Below are 13,580 nucleotides of genomic sequence, written 5' to 3' on the forward strand. Positions count from 1 at the left end.
ACCCGGAGAGTGCCGGGATCAGCTGGGTGAACGCGGACGAGATCGGGGTGGGCGCGAAACGCGCAGGCGTGATAGGCGAGGGGTTAGCCATGGGTGATCTCCATAGGATCAGTCAGGGTTAGGACATGAGTAAGGGGGTACGAGCCCTTGCTCATGTCCGAATTATATGGCACCAAAAAACCAGATAACAAGACAAAAGATTCGGGTGATGGCAGAAAAACGAGGACGCCCGCGCGTCGACTCTGAGGCGGTGAATTTGAGACTGCCGAGAGAGATCATCGACGCGATTGACGACCGGCGTCGGGTCGAGACGGATGTGCCCACGCGTCCGGAGATGATCCGACGCGCCCTGATGGAGTGGCTCGAGCTCACCGGAGATCCCCGCGGTTAGGGTCTGCCGCAGTCGAAGGTACCCGGGTCCTGAAAAGTCGGAGCGCAATTCAACCGTACCAGTGCCTCTGGACATCGACCCAACGCAGGACATCCATGCCCCGAACATTCCGGGTCCAGCAGGCTGCTGGCCGCAGGAGGCGAGGGAAGGGAGCCGCCCGGACCGCAACCGACGAGGAGGGGATCGACGGGGGTATCCCCCTCGCGAGCAGGCAGGTTGCAGGTTCGGGACCCATCCCGGAACTGCAACGGGCTGCGCGGTGAGGATCCCGGACTTGCCGGTCCCGGAGACCGAGCGACGATGCCGAGCGACGCCCGGTCGCGCCTTGAAGCGCCTTCGGCGCGTGAGCTGTCGAGGGGACAGTGCCCCGCCGGCTGGGGATTTCGAAGGGAATGGAGTCGTCCCCTTCGCCTACCCGGAACGAACCGAACCCGGCAGGATGAAGTTACGACCGGGGCATCAAATTCCGTCCGTCCTGCACTAGGGTTCGGGACCATCGAAGCTTGGATCTTCATCGGCGATGTCTTCCGGCTCCGCCCCTGCACCCCTTGGATCGGCCTCCGCGCGCCATCTGTCGACGAAACGCTCGGCCTCCGGCCCGTGTCGGAGAATGCTGAACCCGTGGTCTTGGCAGAGGGCCAGACTCTGGTCCCGGAACATGACCTCGATCTCACCCTTCGGTGTCCTCCGCCAGCGCCAGCCGGGGGCGCCGCGATGAAGGATCGTGAGGATCCCGGCCAGCCAGTGACCGAAGGTCAGCCCGCCGGGCTGACCATGAGGCCGTGGACCTTCTGGACCCTGCTGCGCAGCAGCTTGTTTTGCTCGCGCTCCTCTTGGAGGTCTTTCGAGATCTTTTCGATTTCCTCGAGCAGTTTGGCGTTCGCCGCCGCCGTCTTTTCCACCAGGTCCTTCATCTCCAGCCGGAGCTGGGAGCTCTCTTTCAGGTCCTTCGACATCCCCCATAACACGTCGGCCAGCGTCTGGCCGAGGTTCAGCACCGGGTTCTCCGGATCGTTCAGCAACTGGAGCAACGGCAGGAGCCGGTCCACCTTGTGGTCCGTGCCCTCGAGGGCGGTCAGGAGGACCTGCCAGTCGTCGGGGAGGGTGAGCGAGGTTTTGGGAGCGGGCATCGAGGAGATCCTTCATGTCATGGGGGTGGGCCGCGAGGGCGCGGAGCAGGGCCAGGGCGGAGAGGCGGAGACCGAGGCGATGGAGCCCGGCGTGGAAGGCGAGGCGGGCGCGCAGGTGCCGCGGCTCCCAGCCCGGACCGAGCTCGCCGCCGAACACCGAATGTCCGTCCTGGCGGAAGAGGTTGCTGGGGGTACCATGGCTGTTCGGGGTCTCGATGCGCAGGATGGGCGGATCGCGCCGCGCCAGGGCGAGGTCGAGGGTGGCGAGGTCCCTCGGCCGCTCGCTGCGGAAGACCTGCCGCAGATCCGCCTCGAGCCGCCGCTTGGCGGCGGTGTCCAGCTTCCGGGCAACGGTCGGCGGGATAAGGTGCGGGATCCGGGAATCGAAATAGTCCGGCACGGGCAGGCCGATGCGGCGCGCGAGCATCCGGTGGATCCGGTCGGTGCGCTCCTTCGACGTCGCCGGGGCGAGTGGGACGCCGTCGAAGCTTCGCAGCGCGATCACGACATGGACGTGGTCGCAGTCCGCGTCGGTATGCCGGACGGAGATCCACGGCGTGCTCAGCGCAGGCAGCCCCATGAGTTCGAGTTGCTGCCGGACGATCCGGATCCAGGTGCGGCGGTCGGCGACAAGATGATCGGGCAGCGACAAGGTCATGTGCAGGACGCGCCCACCGCCGGCGAACTCGTCCATCCGGGCCTGCAGGAGAGTGGCGCGCGCCCTTGGGACCGTTCCGCCGATCCACTCCGCACCGTCCCGGAGCACGTAGTCCGGGATCACCGCTGCCGTGGGATGGAATGTGTTGTGCGCGCGCATCCCCTCAGTCCGCCCGGTGCTTGCGAAGCTCGGCGGTGAGCCTCCGCAGGTCTGCGGAGAGCCGGCCGAGCTGCAACGGCGTTGCGGTGTCGAGCATGTTGAGGGTCAGCCCGGTGCGTCCGATCAGCTCGGCGATGGCGGTCGTCGAGACATCTGGGGCGAGGGCCTTCTGACGGATATAGGCGGCGCAGCTCTCGGACCGGTCGGCCTCGCACAGGCGGTCGAGCTGCGCGCGCTCCGCCTGTGTGAGCCGCAGCTTGATGACCTGGTCACGGCGCTCGCTCACCGGCGGGCCTCAGTGGCAGATGAGGGGCAGGGCAGGGAGGCAGCAGGCGACCGGGTGGCGGGTGAGTTGGGCGTCGAGGTCATGGGGCAGATGTCCTTCGGGAGTTTCGGCTGGCCCCAATCTAGCAATGCGCGGCGCTCCCGGGATCGCCAATCGGCCGGCGAAGGCACCGTCCTGTCGGAATTTTGTGGAAAACCCAGGACCTGGGCAGCCTCGGATCGAGGGCTCGGCGCCTGCCCGCGAGTGGCGGGGTGCGAGGCGGCCAGGAAAATCCGGATTTTCTTTATCGAGCCTCGGCAGCGCCAGTGTGCTTTCCCGGAGCATCCTCGGTGACACTCGCGCGCGATAGAACCTAGGACGCGGGCCCTCGCTTCGGCAATCGGACGTGCGTGCCCCCGGTGTTTGCCATTTCTTTTGTCCGGCTCCCCCCCCACCGCAGCGGGCGGAGCCTATTGCCTGGAATGACCCGGAGCGGGCTTAACCCATCGGAGCACAATAGAGACCATCAGGGAACCGAGCCGCGGTGCGAGGCCCGCTCCGTCACCTTCCCGGTGTTCTACAGGAGGCTCAATCCTCGTATGGCGCGGCTCGAACGTGGCGCGTGTTCAGGAGGCGGACAACATTCGTTTCGGGGACCGAGGCTACAATGCCGACCCGTTAGGGGCCGCTTGAGAACGACGCCAGTTTCGACAGAAGGGGGCGATGGCCGAGTTCGACCGTGTGCTCGTGGAGCTCGGCGGGATCCTGGGCGGCGGGGGTGACACCCGGGCCGGATGCGAGGCCAGTTCGCGACGAAAAACGCCCGGGCGGGGGGCCCGGGCGCGATCACGAATGAAAGGTCACTCGACACATATTCTGACCAAGAACCTGACCCGAGTGCGGAGTACCGCGCCGTTCGAGAATGCGAACCCGCCGCTTTTCCTGAGGGGACCCCCTCGAATTCTGTGTTGGAAATGCGGCGGCGAGCGAGATCTCAATAGCCGATTGTTGCCCCGACGGAAGATGATTCCCGCGGCTCGATATATTTTCGGACAAGCATATGTTAAGATGTGGTTAATCCTTTCCACGCCCGATCGGAACCGCTCGCGCAGGTAGAACGCTCTCGGGACGTTCTTCCAGGGGGCGAAGGCAATCGAGAATCGCTGCGGTGCGGAGACGTCCTGCCTTCGCTGTTGCAGACATCCGACATCCCAAGGAGAACCCCATGGAGCCATTCCGCCAGTCCTCTTCCGGGGAGCGCATCGGCGTCATTTCCGACACCCACGGCCTCTTGCGCCCCGAGGCTCTGGAGGCGCTCGAGGGCGTCGACCGCATCCTGCATGCGGGCGACATCGGCAACCCGGACCATCTGGACGTGCTGGCGCGGATCGCACCGGTGATGGCGATCCGCGGCAATGTGGATCGCGGCCCCTGGGCCGACGCGCTGCCCGAAACGCTGAACCTCACGGCGGCCGGCCTGCGGATCCACATGATCCACGATCGAAAGGTCTTGCGGTCCGATCCGTCGGACGAGGTGTGGGACGTGGTGATCTCCGGTCACTCCCACAAGCCCGGCATCGAGGAGACGGGCGGCACCCTCTGGCTGAACCCGGGCGCGGCCGGGCCGCGCCGTTTCCGCCTGCCGATCACACTAGCCTTCCTCTGGGAAGAGGCGGGCCGCCCGCGGGCGATGATCCAGCCATTGCCTGCTGACATGTCTCGCACTCAATTGCAGAGGTCCTGAAGCTCCACGGAACATGGCTGGAGGAATCAGAGTTAAAGAGTAATCGTCTCTTTTTGCGCGTGCGACCCAGCCGTGGAACGAGAACGTCGCATAGAAAAACATAACTTTAGAGAACCCGGCTTCCCGCATCAGGGCCTCCATCTCGTCCGGCGGAACAAGAGGGAGGCGCTCTGCTATGGTCGCGCCTGCTTCGCGTGCCTTGGCCCAGTCCGACCCATCGCGATCGCGAAAAGCGGCGGAGAGCATCATCCAACACTGGGATCGGATCCGACTGCCGGTCCTTCAGGGCTGAAGCCTCGATCAGACGGGCCCTCACGGCCAGCATGTCGTCACGTTCCCTTGCAAAGAAGCTGAATGTATCGGGTCGCGGCATAGGGAGGTCGACACCGGGATGCGCCGGCAAAACACCCCCGTCACGCGGGATCCATATCATGCGCATGCCCTCAGGCGCGCGAAGGCTTTGAACATGTCCTCTGATGGTACGAATAGCCGGGTAGTACCACACGTTCCGGCCGCAAGCCCGGCAAAGATCCGCGCGATCACGGGGATCCCGGTTTCGTCACCGACAAGGTCAGCACGCCACTCAGCTGGCGGCAGGCGGTTTCCGCTCGGTCCAGTGATTGCGACTGTCTCGCCGAGCGCGACCTTGCGGGTCCATACGGGCACGCGACCGCACCTGTGCCGGAATACGTCGAAGGCGAACCGCGCGTCGGCCTCGCCGAGGCGGTGGATCTCCCGAGTCGCTGTCATGGATGCGGGCCGCATCGTCGAGGTCGGCCCCCATGCGGATCTCCTGCAGACAGGCGGTCGCGACGCGCAGCTCTTTGCCGCGTGAGAGCCGGGGTAGCCTCGGCCAAGTACGTCCGCCACGTCCTGCCTCGAAGCTTGCCATCGCGTGGCGGATAGGCATACATCTCCATAGCCGGACTGTCTGCCGCCCCGTTGCGTGAGCGTCGCAGATTAGCAGCTATCTCTCGCCATAAGCCACTCGGAGCGCTGCTTGTGCGCTATCGCCATGATTTCACGGGTATGACGGAGAGGATCCACTGTACCGTTCCGGTGCGGTGGCGTCAGTTCGACACGATCCTCGCCGCATATTGGGAAGCTGTCGGAAACCCGGGCAGCCGGGGATACTACGTCTCGGCGAATCCACGGCTGAGTTTTTTCTTCGACGATGTGAGCGCAATAGAAGTGATCGGTGAGGGCGGGCCGCGACCGATGGCGCGGGCCATCTACGTGCCGGCCGGAATGGTGGTGCAGACCGCCTTCACGCGGCCGCTCGCGTTCTCCCATCTCGACATCCACATGGACCTCGGCTGGGCCGTCGGTTTCCTGTCGGGCTCCATGTCGCGGACGGACGCAATCCGCGCGCTGGAGCGCCCGGCGGAGCGCGCCGACATCGCGGGGCTCGAGGAGATCGCGGGGCTGCTGGTGGGGGAGATCGGCAGGCCGCTGCGACCCGACCTCTATGCCCAGGCGCTGTCGGGAAGCCTGCTCGCCGCGATGCTCGATATCGGCGGTGCCGAGCGCTTGCCGGGCAATGCGCGGCTGACCGCGGCGCAGATGGGCCGGGTGACGGCGCGGTTCGATGCGGGCGGAGGGCGCCGCATGCCGGTGGCAGAGATGGCGGCGGCGGTGAACCTCTCCGAAAGCTGGTTCTCGCAAGTGTTCAAGAACACGACGGGCGTCACGCCGCAGCGGTGGCAGCTCGACCGGCGGATGGAACTGGCGCAGGGGCTTCTGACGGGCTCGGCGCTCACGGTCGCCGATATCGCCGAGCGGCTGGGCTTCTCGGATCAGGCCCATTTCACGCGGAGCTTTCGCCACGCCGTGGGCATGACCCCGGCGGCGTGGCGGCGGCAGCGACTGCTCGCCTGAGCGCGCCGGCCCCGCACGGCTCGCGCGGGACCGGCGCCATGCTTACCAGCTCCGCCGGAGCGTGGCGGTGACCGTGCGGCCGTTGTTGTAATAGGCGGCGGTGCCCTGGCCGACGACATACTGGCGGTCGAGCAGGTTGCTCACGTTGACCTGCAGGCTCGTGTTCTCGGCAAGGTCGTAGCCGAACGAGGCGTCGACGTAATATTGCTCGGGGCTTGTGCCGGTGTCGTTCGTCACGCCGTAGAAATACTCGCCCACGTACCGCGCGCCGAGCCCGAGATCGATGTCGCCGTGCGCGCCGTTGCCCGGCAGCTCGTAGGTCAGCCAGACCGAGGCGAGGTGATTGGGGACGGTGGCGAATTCGTTGCCGTCGACCTCCGTGCCGCGCACGTTGCCCCGGACGAACTCGGACTCCTGGTACGCATAGGCGCCGACGAGGCCGAAATTCTCCGTCAGCTCGGCCTTGGCTTCGAGCTCGGCGCCGCGGACCCGCGACTCGCCGATGGTCTGGCGCTCGATCACGCCGCTATCGAGGACGACGGGAACGACGACGTTCGTCTTGGTCAGCTCGTAGGCCGAGGCGGTGAAGAGCGCGTTGAGACCCGCGGGCTGGTACTTCACGCCGATCTCGTATTGCTCGCCGCGCTCGGGCTCGGTGCCGATCGCGGGCGGCGCGACGGATTCGACATAGCTCGCATAGGCGGAGGTCTCGTCCGTGATCTTGTAGGTCAGGGCCGCCCGGTACGAGGTTTCCGAGAAATCGTCCTCGGTCTCGACGCGGGAGCCCGAGGAGAGATCCTCCTGCTCGATATCGAGCCAGTCCTGCCGCACGCCCACGGTCGCGACGATCCGGTCCGAGAACGAGAAGTTCTGCTGCGCGAAAAGAGACCTCGTCCTGTAATCGTTCTCGAGAACGCTGTAGGGCGAATACCCGGTTGGCGGTCCGGAATAGACCGGATCGTCCACGTCGATCGGAGTGTATGTGCCGTAGAAGCTGGAGCTCGTCGTGGAGGCGCTGCGGAACTCGACGCCGGCGAGCGTGCTGCTGTCGACGCTCCCGAAGCTCGCGTCGTATTGCACGATCGCGTTGCCGATCCATTCCTCGGCAGTACTCTCGCCGCCGAAATAGTCACGATCGACCACGGAGCCCGTACGCGCGTCGTTGTCCGTGAGGTACACGTAGCCGAAATCGTCCTCGAGATCGCTGTAGCGCAGGTTCGCCCGCAGGTTCAGGCCGTTCTGGAACTCGTGCCGGAACTCGGCCGAGAGGGTCAGGCGCTCGACGTCCTGGTCGTTGAAGCTCGGCTCGCCGAAGAACTCGTCGCGGTCGTAGTCCCGGTCGAGCGGGTAGCCGCCGCTGTTGGGGGTGCCGTCGCGCTTGAGGTAGTCGGCGGTGAAGGTCAGCTCGGTATAGCTGGTGGGGGCCCAGGTTACCGCGCCGAGGAAGAACTGGGAATCGTCGCGCGAGTCGTCGTATTCGAGTTCGGCGTCGCGCACCTTGCCCACCACGCGGTAGGCCAGCGTCTCTGACGGGTTCACCACGTCGCCGAAATCGAAGCCGATCTCGGCCTGATCGTTGGTGCCGTAGCTGCCGAAAAGCTCTCCGAAGCTCTCGAAGCGCGGGGACTTGGTGACGAAGTTCACGGTGCCGCCGGGGTCGGAGGTGCCGAAGAGGGTGGAGTTGCCGCCCTTGATCACCTCGAGCCGTTCGTACGCGAAGGGGTCCTCGCGCACGCCGCGCATCGTTCCGAGCGTCAGGCCGTCGCGGTAGGTCGAGGCCTGAAAGCCGCGGACGAGGTAGTAATCGTTGCGGTCGTCGGTGCCGTAATAGTCGGTGATGATGCCGGAGCTGTATTCGAGCACGTCCTCCACCGTGTCGGCGTTGCGTTGCTCCATCTCCTTCTGGGTCACGACTGACACCGAGGCGGGCGTGTCGAGGATGCTGGTCGCGACCTTGCCTCCGGTCCAGAGCTCGCTGGCCACCACGGACTCCGCGTCGTTGTCGACTTCGGTGCCCGCCTCGATGATGATCGGCGAGAGGCGATAGGAGCCGTCCGGTTCCATCCCCGCATCCTGGGCGACGAGCCCCTGCGGAAGCGTGACGAGAGCGGTGCATCCCAGAAGCATGGCGCCGACCCGGCGGGGCCGGGATCGATGACTGTGCGGTGTATGACGTGATGCCATGTGGTGTCCCCAGACTTGTTGTTCGTTTGCTTGTCGTCCGCATCCGATGGCGGGCCCGCCGGTCCGTGCCACCTCCGAGGCCAGTCGACCGCAGTATGGCCGCCCTTCGCCGGACCGGAGCGCGAGGGCGGCGGATGTCGTCTGGCACATGTCCGGGATTGCGTATTGCACAATCCGATTGTTTTTGTCGGATTCCCCGGAAAACCTGATGAAAAGAGGCGGAATTTCTGCGAAGGCCCGTTTGTGCGCCTTGACGCTGGGCTCCGGAGGATGGAACGCGGATTGCAGCGAAGGGCAGGAACCTATGTCGATCGGAGCCGGAATGATGCGTATCCCATTGCTTGCCGGCAGCCCCGGGGCCGCCTTGGCGCTAGTCCTGGCCTGCGCCGCGTGCTCCGCCGGGGCGCAGGATTTCCCGGTCACGGTCGAGCACTCCTTCGGCACGACGACGATCGCGCAGAGGCCCGTGCGCGTCGCGACGGTGGCCTGGGCCAATCACGAGGTGCCGCTTGCCCTCGGCATCGTTCCGGTCGGTTTCGCGCGGGCGAATTTTGGCGACGACGACGGCGACGGCGTGCTGCCCTGGGTCGCCGAGCGTCTCGATGAGCTCGGCGCGGAGGTTCCGACCCTCTTCGACGAGGGGGACGGCATCGATTTCGAGGCTGTGGCCGCGACCCGCCCCGACATCATCCTTGCCGGCTATTCGGGACTGACCCGGTCCGATTACGAGATCCTGAGCCGGATCGCCCCGGTCATCCCGCATAGGGACGGGCCTTGGTCGACGGCCTGGCGCGAGGTGATCCGCCTCAATGCAGCGGGCCTCGGGATGGAGGCGGAGGGCGCGGCGCTCGTCGGCCGGATCGAGGCGCGCATCGACGAGGCCGCCGCGGCGCATCCCGATATCGCGGGCAAGACGGCGATGTTCGTGACCCATCTCGAGGCGCGGGACCTGAGCGTCATCCGCTTCTATTCCGCCAACGACACGCGCAGCCGGTTCCTGAACGATCTCGGGCTCGACATGCCGCGGAGCGTCCTCGAGGCGAGCGCGCCCGGCAGCTATTCCGGCGAGATCAGCGCCGAGAGGATCGATGCATTCGCGGATGTCGACATGGTCATCACTTATGGCAACGAAGGCCTGCTGGACCGCGTCTCGGACAACCCGCTGACCTCGCGCATGCCGGCGGTCGCGAATGGGGCCGTGGTCCTTCTCGGCAACGATCCGGCCGGGACGGCCGCCAATCCGACGCCGCTCTCGATCGAATGGGTGCTCGAGGATTACGTGGACCGGCTGGCAGACGCGGCGCGCAAGTCCGAATGAAAGTTGTGGCCGCAGAGGACGCGGCGCCGGCGGGTCGGCGTCATGGCCGTCGCGGACGGCTGGCCTGGCTCCTTGCCGTGCTGGCGCTCCTCGCGGCGGCGGGCGGCGTCTCGATCGGCGTCGGGACGCGGGAGGTGAGCCTGCCGGACATCCTGAACGGTGTACAGGGGCGCACGGACACGCTCGCCGAGGCGGTGGTGGCCGTGCGGGTGCCGCGCACGATCCTCGCTGCCCTCGCCGGGGGCGCGCTCGGCCTTGCCGGCGCGGTGATGCAGGGCGTGACGCGCAACCCGCTCGCCGATCCCGGCATTCTCGGGGTGAACGCCGGAGCGGGGCTGGCCGTGGTCATCGGCATCGCTTGGTTCGGTCTTACGGGGACGCTCGCATTCGTCTGGACCGCCATCCTCGGCGCAGGGCTCGCCGCCGCCTTCGTCTATGCGGTGGGCTCTCTCGGACGGGGCGGGGCGACGCCGCTGAAGCTCGCGCTCGCGGGGGCCGCGACGAGCATCGCGGCGTCGTCCTTCACAACGGCGATCGTGCTGCCCCGGGGCGACATCGCCGGAGGCGTGCGCTCCTGGCAGGTCGGCGGAGTCGGGGGCGCCACATACGACGCGATCCTGCCCTGCCTGCCGTTCCTGCTGGCGGGGTTGAGTCTCAGCCTCGCTTCGGCCCGGGGGCTCAACCTCCTGGCACTCGGAGACGAGGCGGCGGCGGGCCTCGGCGCGCGGGTGGCCTGGGCCCGGGCCGGGGCCGCGCTCGGGGCGGTGCTGCTCTGCGGAGGCACCACCGCGATCTGCGGGCCGATCGGCTTCGTGGGCCTCGTGGTGCCGCATCTCTGCCGCCTGCTCGTCGGGGTCGATCATCGCTGGCTGCTTCCCTTCGCGGCCCTGACCGGAGCCATCCTGCTGATCGCCGCCGACATTCTCGGCCGCATCGTCGCCCGCCCCTCGGAGATGGATGTCGGCATCGTGACCGCCTTCGTCGGTGCGCCCGTCTTCGTCTGGATCGTCCGTCAGCGGCGGGTGAGGGAGCTGTGACCGAGGCCGCATCCCTGCCGCTCGCCGCCCGCATCGCCGCGGGCCGCCGGGCCAGGACGCGGAGCCGGCGGCGGATCGCGGGCCTTCTCGCCGCGGTCCTTGCCGCGGGGGGCGCGCTGACCCTGATGGTCGGCCAATCGGTCACGCCGGCGATGGACGTCATGCGCGTGCTCGCCGGACAGGACGTCCCCGGGGCGGGGTTCACAATCCGCGAGCTCCGGCTGCCGCGGGCGGTGCTCGCGGTTCTGGCGGGGATGAGCTTCGGCCTCGGCGGCGTCGTCTTCCAGACCATGTTGCGCAATCCGCTGGCGAGCCCCGACATCATCGGCATCAGCTCTGGCGCGAGCGCCGCCGCGGTCGTGGCCATCGTGGTGCTGGGATGGAGCGGCGCGGCGGTCTCGGGTGTCGCCATCATCGCCGGTCTGGTGGTGGCAGCGGCGATCTACCTTCTGGCCTTGAAGGACGGATTGTCCGGCGCGCGGATGATCCTCGTGGGGATCGGCATTTCGGCCATGCTCGACAGCCTCATCGCCTATGTGCTGCTCGGCGCGCCGTCCTGGACCTTGCAGGATGCGCTGCGCTGGCTGACCGGAAGCACGAACGGGGTGACGCTCGATCAGGCGGTTCCGATCTCCTGCGCGCTCCTGGTCTTCGGCGGTCTCCTCATCGGCCTGCGCCGCAATCTCGACGCGATGCGGCTCGGGGACGATGCCGCTGCCGCGCTCGGCGTCAGGCTCACCCGCGACCGGGCGCTGATCGTCCTGTCCGCGGTCGGACTGATTGCCGTGGCGACCGCCGTCACCGGACCGATCGCCTTCATCGCCTTCCTGTCGGGGCCGATCGCGACGGCGATTGCCGGACCGGGGCGGCCGGCGCTCATGCCCGCGGCCCTGGTCGGTGCGATGCTCGTGCTGGTCGGGGATTATGCCGGACAGCATTTGCTGCCGGCGCGGGTGCCCGTCGGCGTCGTGACGGGCGCCATCGGCGCGCCCTACCTTCTCTACCTCATCGTCCGCTCGCACGGACAGGGAGGACGATGATGACTGGCTCATCCCTGCGCGCCGAGGGCATCACAGCCGGCTACGGCCGGTCTTTGGTGCTGCGGGATCTGGACCTGTCGCTGCCGGCCTCGGGGATCTGCGCCATCGTCGGCGCGAATGCCTGCGGCAAGTCCACGCTGCTGCGATGTCTCGCGAGATTGCTCAGGCCGGACCGGGGGCAGGTGCTTCTCGACGGGCGCTCGCTGCGGGACATACCGACCCGCGAGCTGGCGCGCAGGCTCGGGCTGCTACCGCAATCGCCGACGGCGCCGGACGGGATCACGGTTGCCGACCTCGTGGGCTATGGCCGCCATCCGCATCAGGGGATCCTGTCGCGCTGGAGCGCGGCGGATGACAGGGCCGTCGCCGCAGCGCTCGAGGCCACCGGCTCGGCCGACCTCGCGGACCGCAGCGTGGACGAGCTGTCCGGCGGCCAGCGGCAGCGCGCCTGGATCGCCATGGCGCTCGCGCAGGACACCGACATCCTGTTGCTCGACGAGCCGACCACCTTTCTCGACATCGCCCATCAGATCGAAGTGCTGGACCTGCTCGTCGATCTCGCGCGCGAGAGGGGGACGCGGATCGTGATGGTGCTGCACGACCTCAATCTCGCGGCGCGGTATGCCGACCACCTGATCGCCATGCGCGAGGGCCGCGTCGAGGCGGCGGGAGCTGCCGCGGAGGTCCTGACGGAAGCGATGATCGAGCGGGTCTTCGAGCTGAGGAGCCGCGTCATCGCGGATCCGACCACGGGCAAGCCGATGATGCTGCCGCTCGGGCGGCACGGCACCGCTTGATGTTTGGGGCACTTGCTTTCCCCCTGCGCCGCATGTCGGAGTTTAGCGGTTCGCTCTGCCGTCACGCTGCATCATCGCCCGTTGAAGTGCGCAGCGAGGGGACTGGTTCGACTCTTCGCGTCCCCGCGGTGATCTCGAAGCTGAACGGCCGCTGGGTTTTGGTCTGGAAAATCGAAGCGCGGTGTTTGACCTGTGCGGCCGCATACACGTCAGAGACCTTCATTTTCACCAAGTCGAACCCTCGCAATATGCTGCCGATCGCGAAATCGAAGAGCGCCAGCTCGCGACTCCGCTGAGCGATCTCGAGGCGGACCCGGATCGCCCAGACATGCTTTGGGTTAAGCGGAGGCTTCGACCATCGAAACGGCAGAAGAACGATGCGGCTGATGCGGAGGCGATCTGCGAGGGTTCGAGACGGTCGCGTAGCGATCAGACGATCCGGGGGATCGTCTGAAGTCGAAGAACCAGAGACCGACCATGCGCTTCCTGCCGGTGAAGAGCGAAGAAACGCAAGGGGTGGCCAGCGTCTTCCGCGTCCGGGAATTGCTCGTCCGGCGGTGCACCCAGACCATCAACGCGCTCCGCGGACACCTCACAGAATACGGTCAGGTCGTGCCGCAGGGCGCGACGAATGCCCGGCGCCTGATTGCGTTGGTCGCGGACGACGAGTCGGATCTGCCAGCGACGGCACGGGCTTCCCTGAAGGTCTTGACTGCAACGCTCTCCCGGCTCGACGATCAAATCGCGATCTTGGACGTCGAGATCAACCGTCGAGCCAAGGAGAACGAAGTGGCGCGGCGTCTGATGACCATTCCGGGCATCGGTCCGCTGATCGCCACGGCCATTACTACGCTGGCGCCGCCGCCGGAAGCGTTCCGTAAAGGCCGGGACTTGTTCGCGAGGAAAACCGTCCACTGGACGCTTTTCTGTTCCCGCTCACCATGGCTTGGCCTCATACCGCGGCAGCATTCGACAGGCG

Annotated in this window: 10 protein-coding genes and 2 pseudogenes; 8 read left to right on the forward strand and 4 right to left on the reverse strand. The window is 67.0% G+C overall.

The features are described 5' to 3' along the window. Positions 1-256 precede the first annotated feature (256 nt). Positions 257-391 carry a ribbon-helix-helix protein, CopG family gene (locus tag OCH239_RS19865; protein WP_244430409.1) on the forward strand — a complete coding sequence of 45 codons (135 nt, stop codon included), beginning with the start codon at positions 257-259 and terminating at the stop codon, positions 389-391. Positions 392-1,146: 755 nt separating this feature from the next. Here the strand turns inward: OCH239_RS19865 and OCH239_RS19875 are convergent. From OCH239_RS19875 to OCH239_RS19885, 3 genes and pseudogenes are all read right to left on the reverse strand, one after another. Then, on the reverse strand, positions 1,147-1,521 hold the full coding sequence (locus OCH239_RS19875; protein ID WP_037266854.1) for a hypothetical protein: 375 nt from the start codon (positions 1,519-1,521) through the stop codon (positions 1,147-1,149). A gap of 463 nt (positions 1,522-1,984) precedes the next feature. Further along, positions 1,985-2,338, reverse strand: a pseudogene (locus OCH239_RS23965) (relaxase/mobilization nuclease domain-containing protein); the annotation flags it as partial. A 4-nt stretch (positions 2,339-2,342) separates the two neighbouring features. Next, complete coding sequence (locus OCH239_RS19885) at positions 2,343-2,624, reverse strand: hypothetical protein (RefSeq protein WP_037266860.1); 282 nt, start codon at positions 2,622-2,624, stop codon at positions 2,343-2,345. A gap of 1,204 nt (positions 2,625-3,828) precedes the next feature. On the opposite strand from OCH239_RS19885, the gene OCH239_RS19890 reads away from it, so the two are divergent. Together OCH239_RS19890 and OCH239_RS19900 are read left to right on the forward strand one after the other, a co-directional pair. Further along, positions 3,829-4,347 carry a metallophosphoesterase family protein gene (locus OCH239_RS19890; RefSeq protein WP_037266868.1) on the forward strand — a complete coding sequence of 173 codons (519 nt, stop codon included), beginning with the start codon at positions 3,829-3,831 and terminating at the stop codon, positions 4,345-4,347. Between the two features lie 1,029 nt (positions 4,348-5,376). After that, complete coding sequence (locus tag OCH239_RS19900) at positions 5,377-6,225, forward strand: helix-turn-helix domain-containing protein (protein ID WP_037266884.1); 849 nt, start codon at positions 5,377-5,379, stop codon at positions 6,223-6,225. 42 nt (positions 6,226-6,267) lie between these two features. Here the strand turns inward: OCH239_RS19900 and OCH239_RS19905 are convergent, their stop codons facing one another. Beyond that, positions 6,268-8,352 (reverse strand): TonB-dependent siderophore receptor, encoded by a 2,085-nt coding sequence (locus OCH239_RS19905; protein WP_037266871.1) that lies wholly within the window; start codon positions 8,350-8,352, stop codon positions 6,268-6,270. Between the two features lie 379 nt (positions 8,353-8,731). On the opposite strand from OCH239_RS19905, the gene OCH239_RS19910 reads away from it, so the two are divergent. The 5 genes and pseudogenes from OCH239_RS19910 to OCH239_RS19930 form a co-directional block, all read left to right on the forward strand. Further along, the gene (locus tag OCH239_RS19910) at positions 8,732-9,727 is read left to right on the forward strand and encodes an iron-siderophore ABC transporter substrate-binding protein (protein WP_425280313.1); all 996 of its coding nucleotides are present in this window, start codon (positions 8,732-8,734) and stop codon (positions 9,725-9,727) included. Then, positions 9,724-10,764, forward strand: a complete 1,041-nt coding sequence (locus tag OCH239_RS19915; protein ID WP_037266877.1) for a FecCD family ABC transporter permease — start codon at positions 9,724-9,726, stop codon at positions 10,762-10,764. Before OCH239_RS19910 ends, OCH239_RS19915 begins: the two co-directional genes overlap by 4 nt. Beyond that, entirely contained in the window at positions 10,761-11,804 is a 1,044-nt protein-coding gene (locus OCH239_RS19920) for a FecCD family ABC transporter permease (RefSeq protein WP_037266879.1), read from the forward strand. Before OCH239_RS19915 ends, OCH239_RS19920 begins: the two co-directional genes overlap by 4 nt. After that, on the forward strand, positions 11,804-12,601 hold the full coding sequence (locus OCH239_RS19925) for an ABC transporter ATP-binding protein (protein WP_037266882.1): 798 nt from the start codon (positions 11,804-11,806) through the stop codon (positions 12,599-12,601). The genes OCH239_RS19920 and OCH239_RS19925 overlap by 1 nt, the downstream gene beginning before the upstream one ends. 361 nt (positions 12,602-12,962) lie before the next feature. After that, positions 12,963-13,580 (forward strand): annotated as a pseudogene (locus OCH239_RS19930) (transposase); the annotation flags it as partial.

This window comes from Roseivivax halodurans JCM 10272 (genome assembly GCF_000521785.1).
GTDB lineage: Bacteria > Pseudomonadota > Alphaproteobacteria > Rhodobacterales > Rhodobacteraceae > Roseivivax > Roseivivax halodurans.

Bases quoted from the DNA above. Each gene is read 5' to 3' on its own strand.
- OCH239_RS19905 (WP_037266871.1), bottom strand. From the start codon at position 8,352: ATGCTTCTGGGATGCACCGCTCTCGTCACGCTTCCGCAGGGGCTCGTC.
- OCH239_RS19890 (WP_037266868.1), top strand. From the start codon at position 3,829: ATGGAGCCATTCCGCCAGTCCTCTTCCGGGGAGCGCATCGGCGTCATT.
- OCH239_RS19925 (WP_037266882.1), top strand. From the start codon at position 11,804: ATGACTGGCTCATCCCTGCGCGCCGAGGGCATCACAGCCGGCTACGGC.
- OCH239_RS19910 (WP_425280313.1), top strand. From the start codon at position 8,732: ATGATGCGTATCCCATTGCTTGCCGGCAGCCCCGGGGCCGCCTTGGCG.
- OCH239_RS19875 (WP_037266854.1), bottom strand. From the start codon at position 1,521: ATGCCCGCTCCCAAAACCTCGCTCACCCTCCCCGACGACTGGCAGGTC.
- OCH239_RS19900 (WP_037266884.1), top strand. From the start codon at position 5,377: ATGACGGAGAGGATCCACTGTACCGTTCCGGTGCGGTGGCGTCAGTTC.
- OCH239_RS19915 (WP_037266877.1), top strand. From the start codon at position 9,724: ATGAAAGTTGTGGCCGCAGAGGACGCGGCGCCGGCGGGTCGGCGTCAT.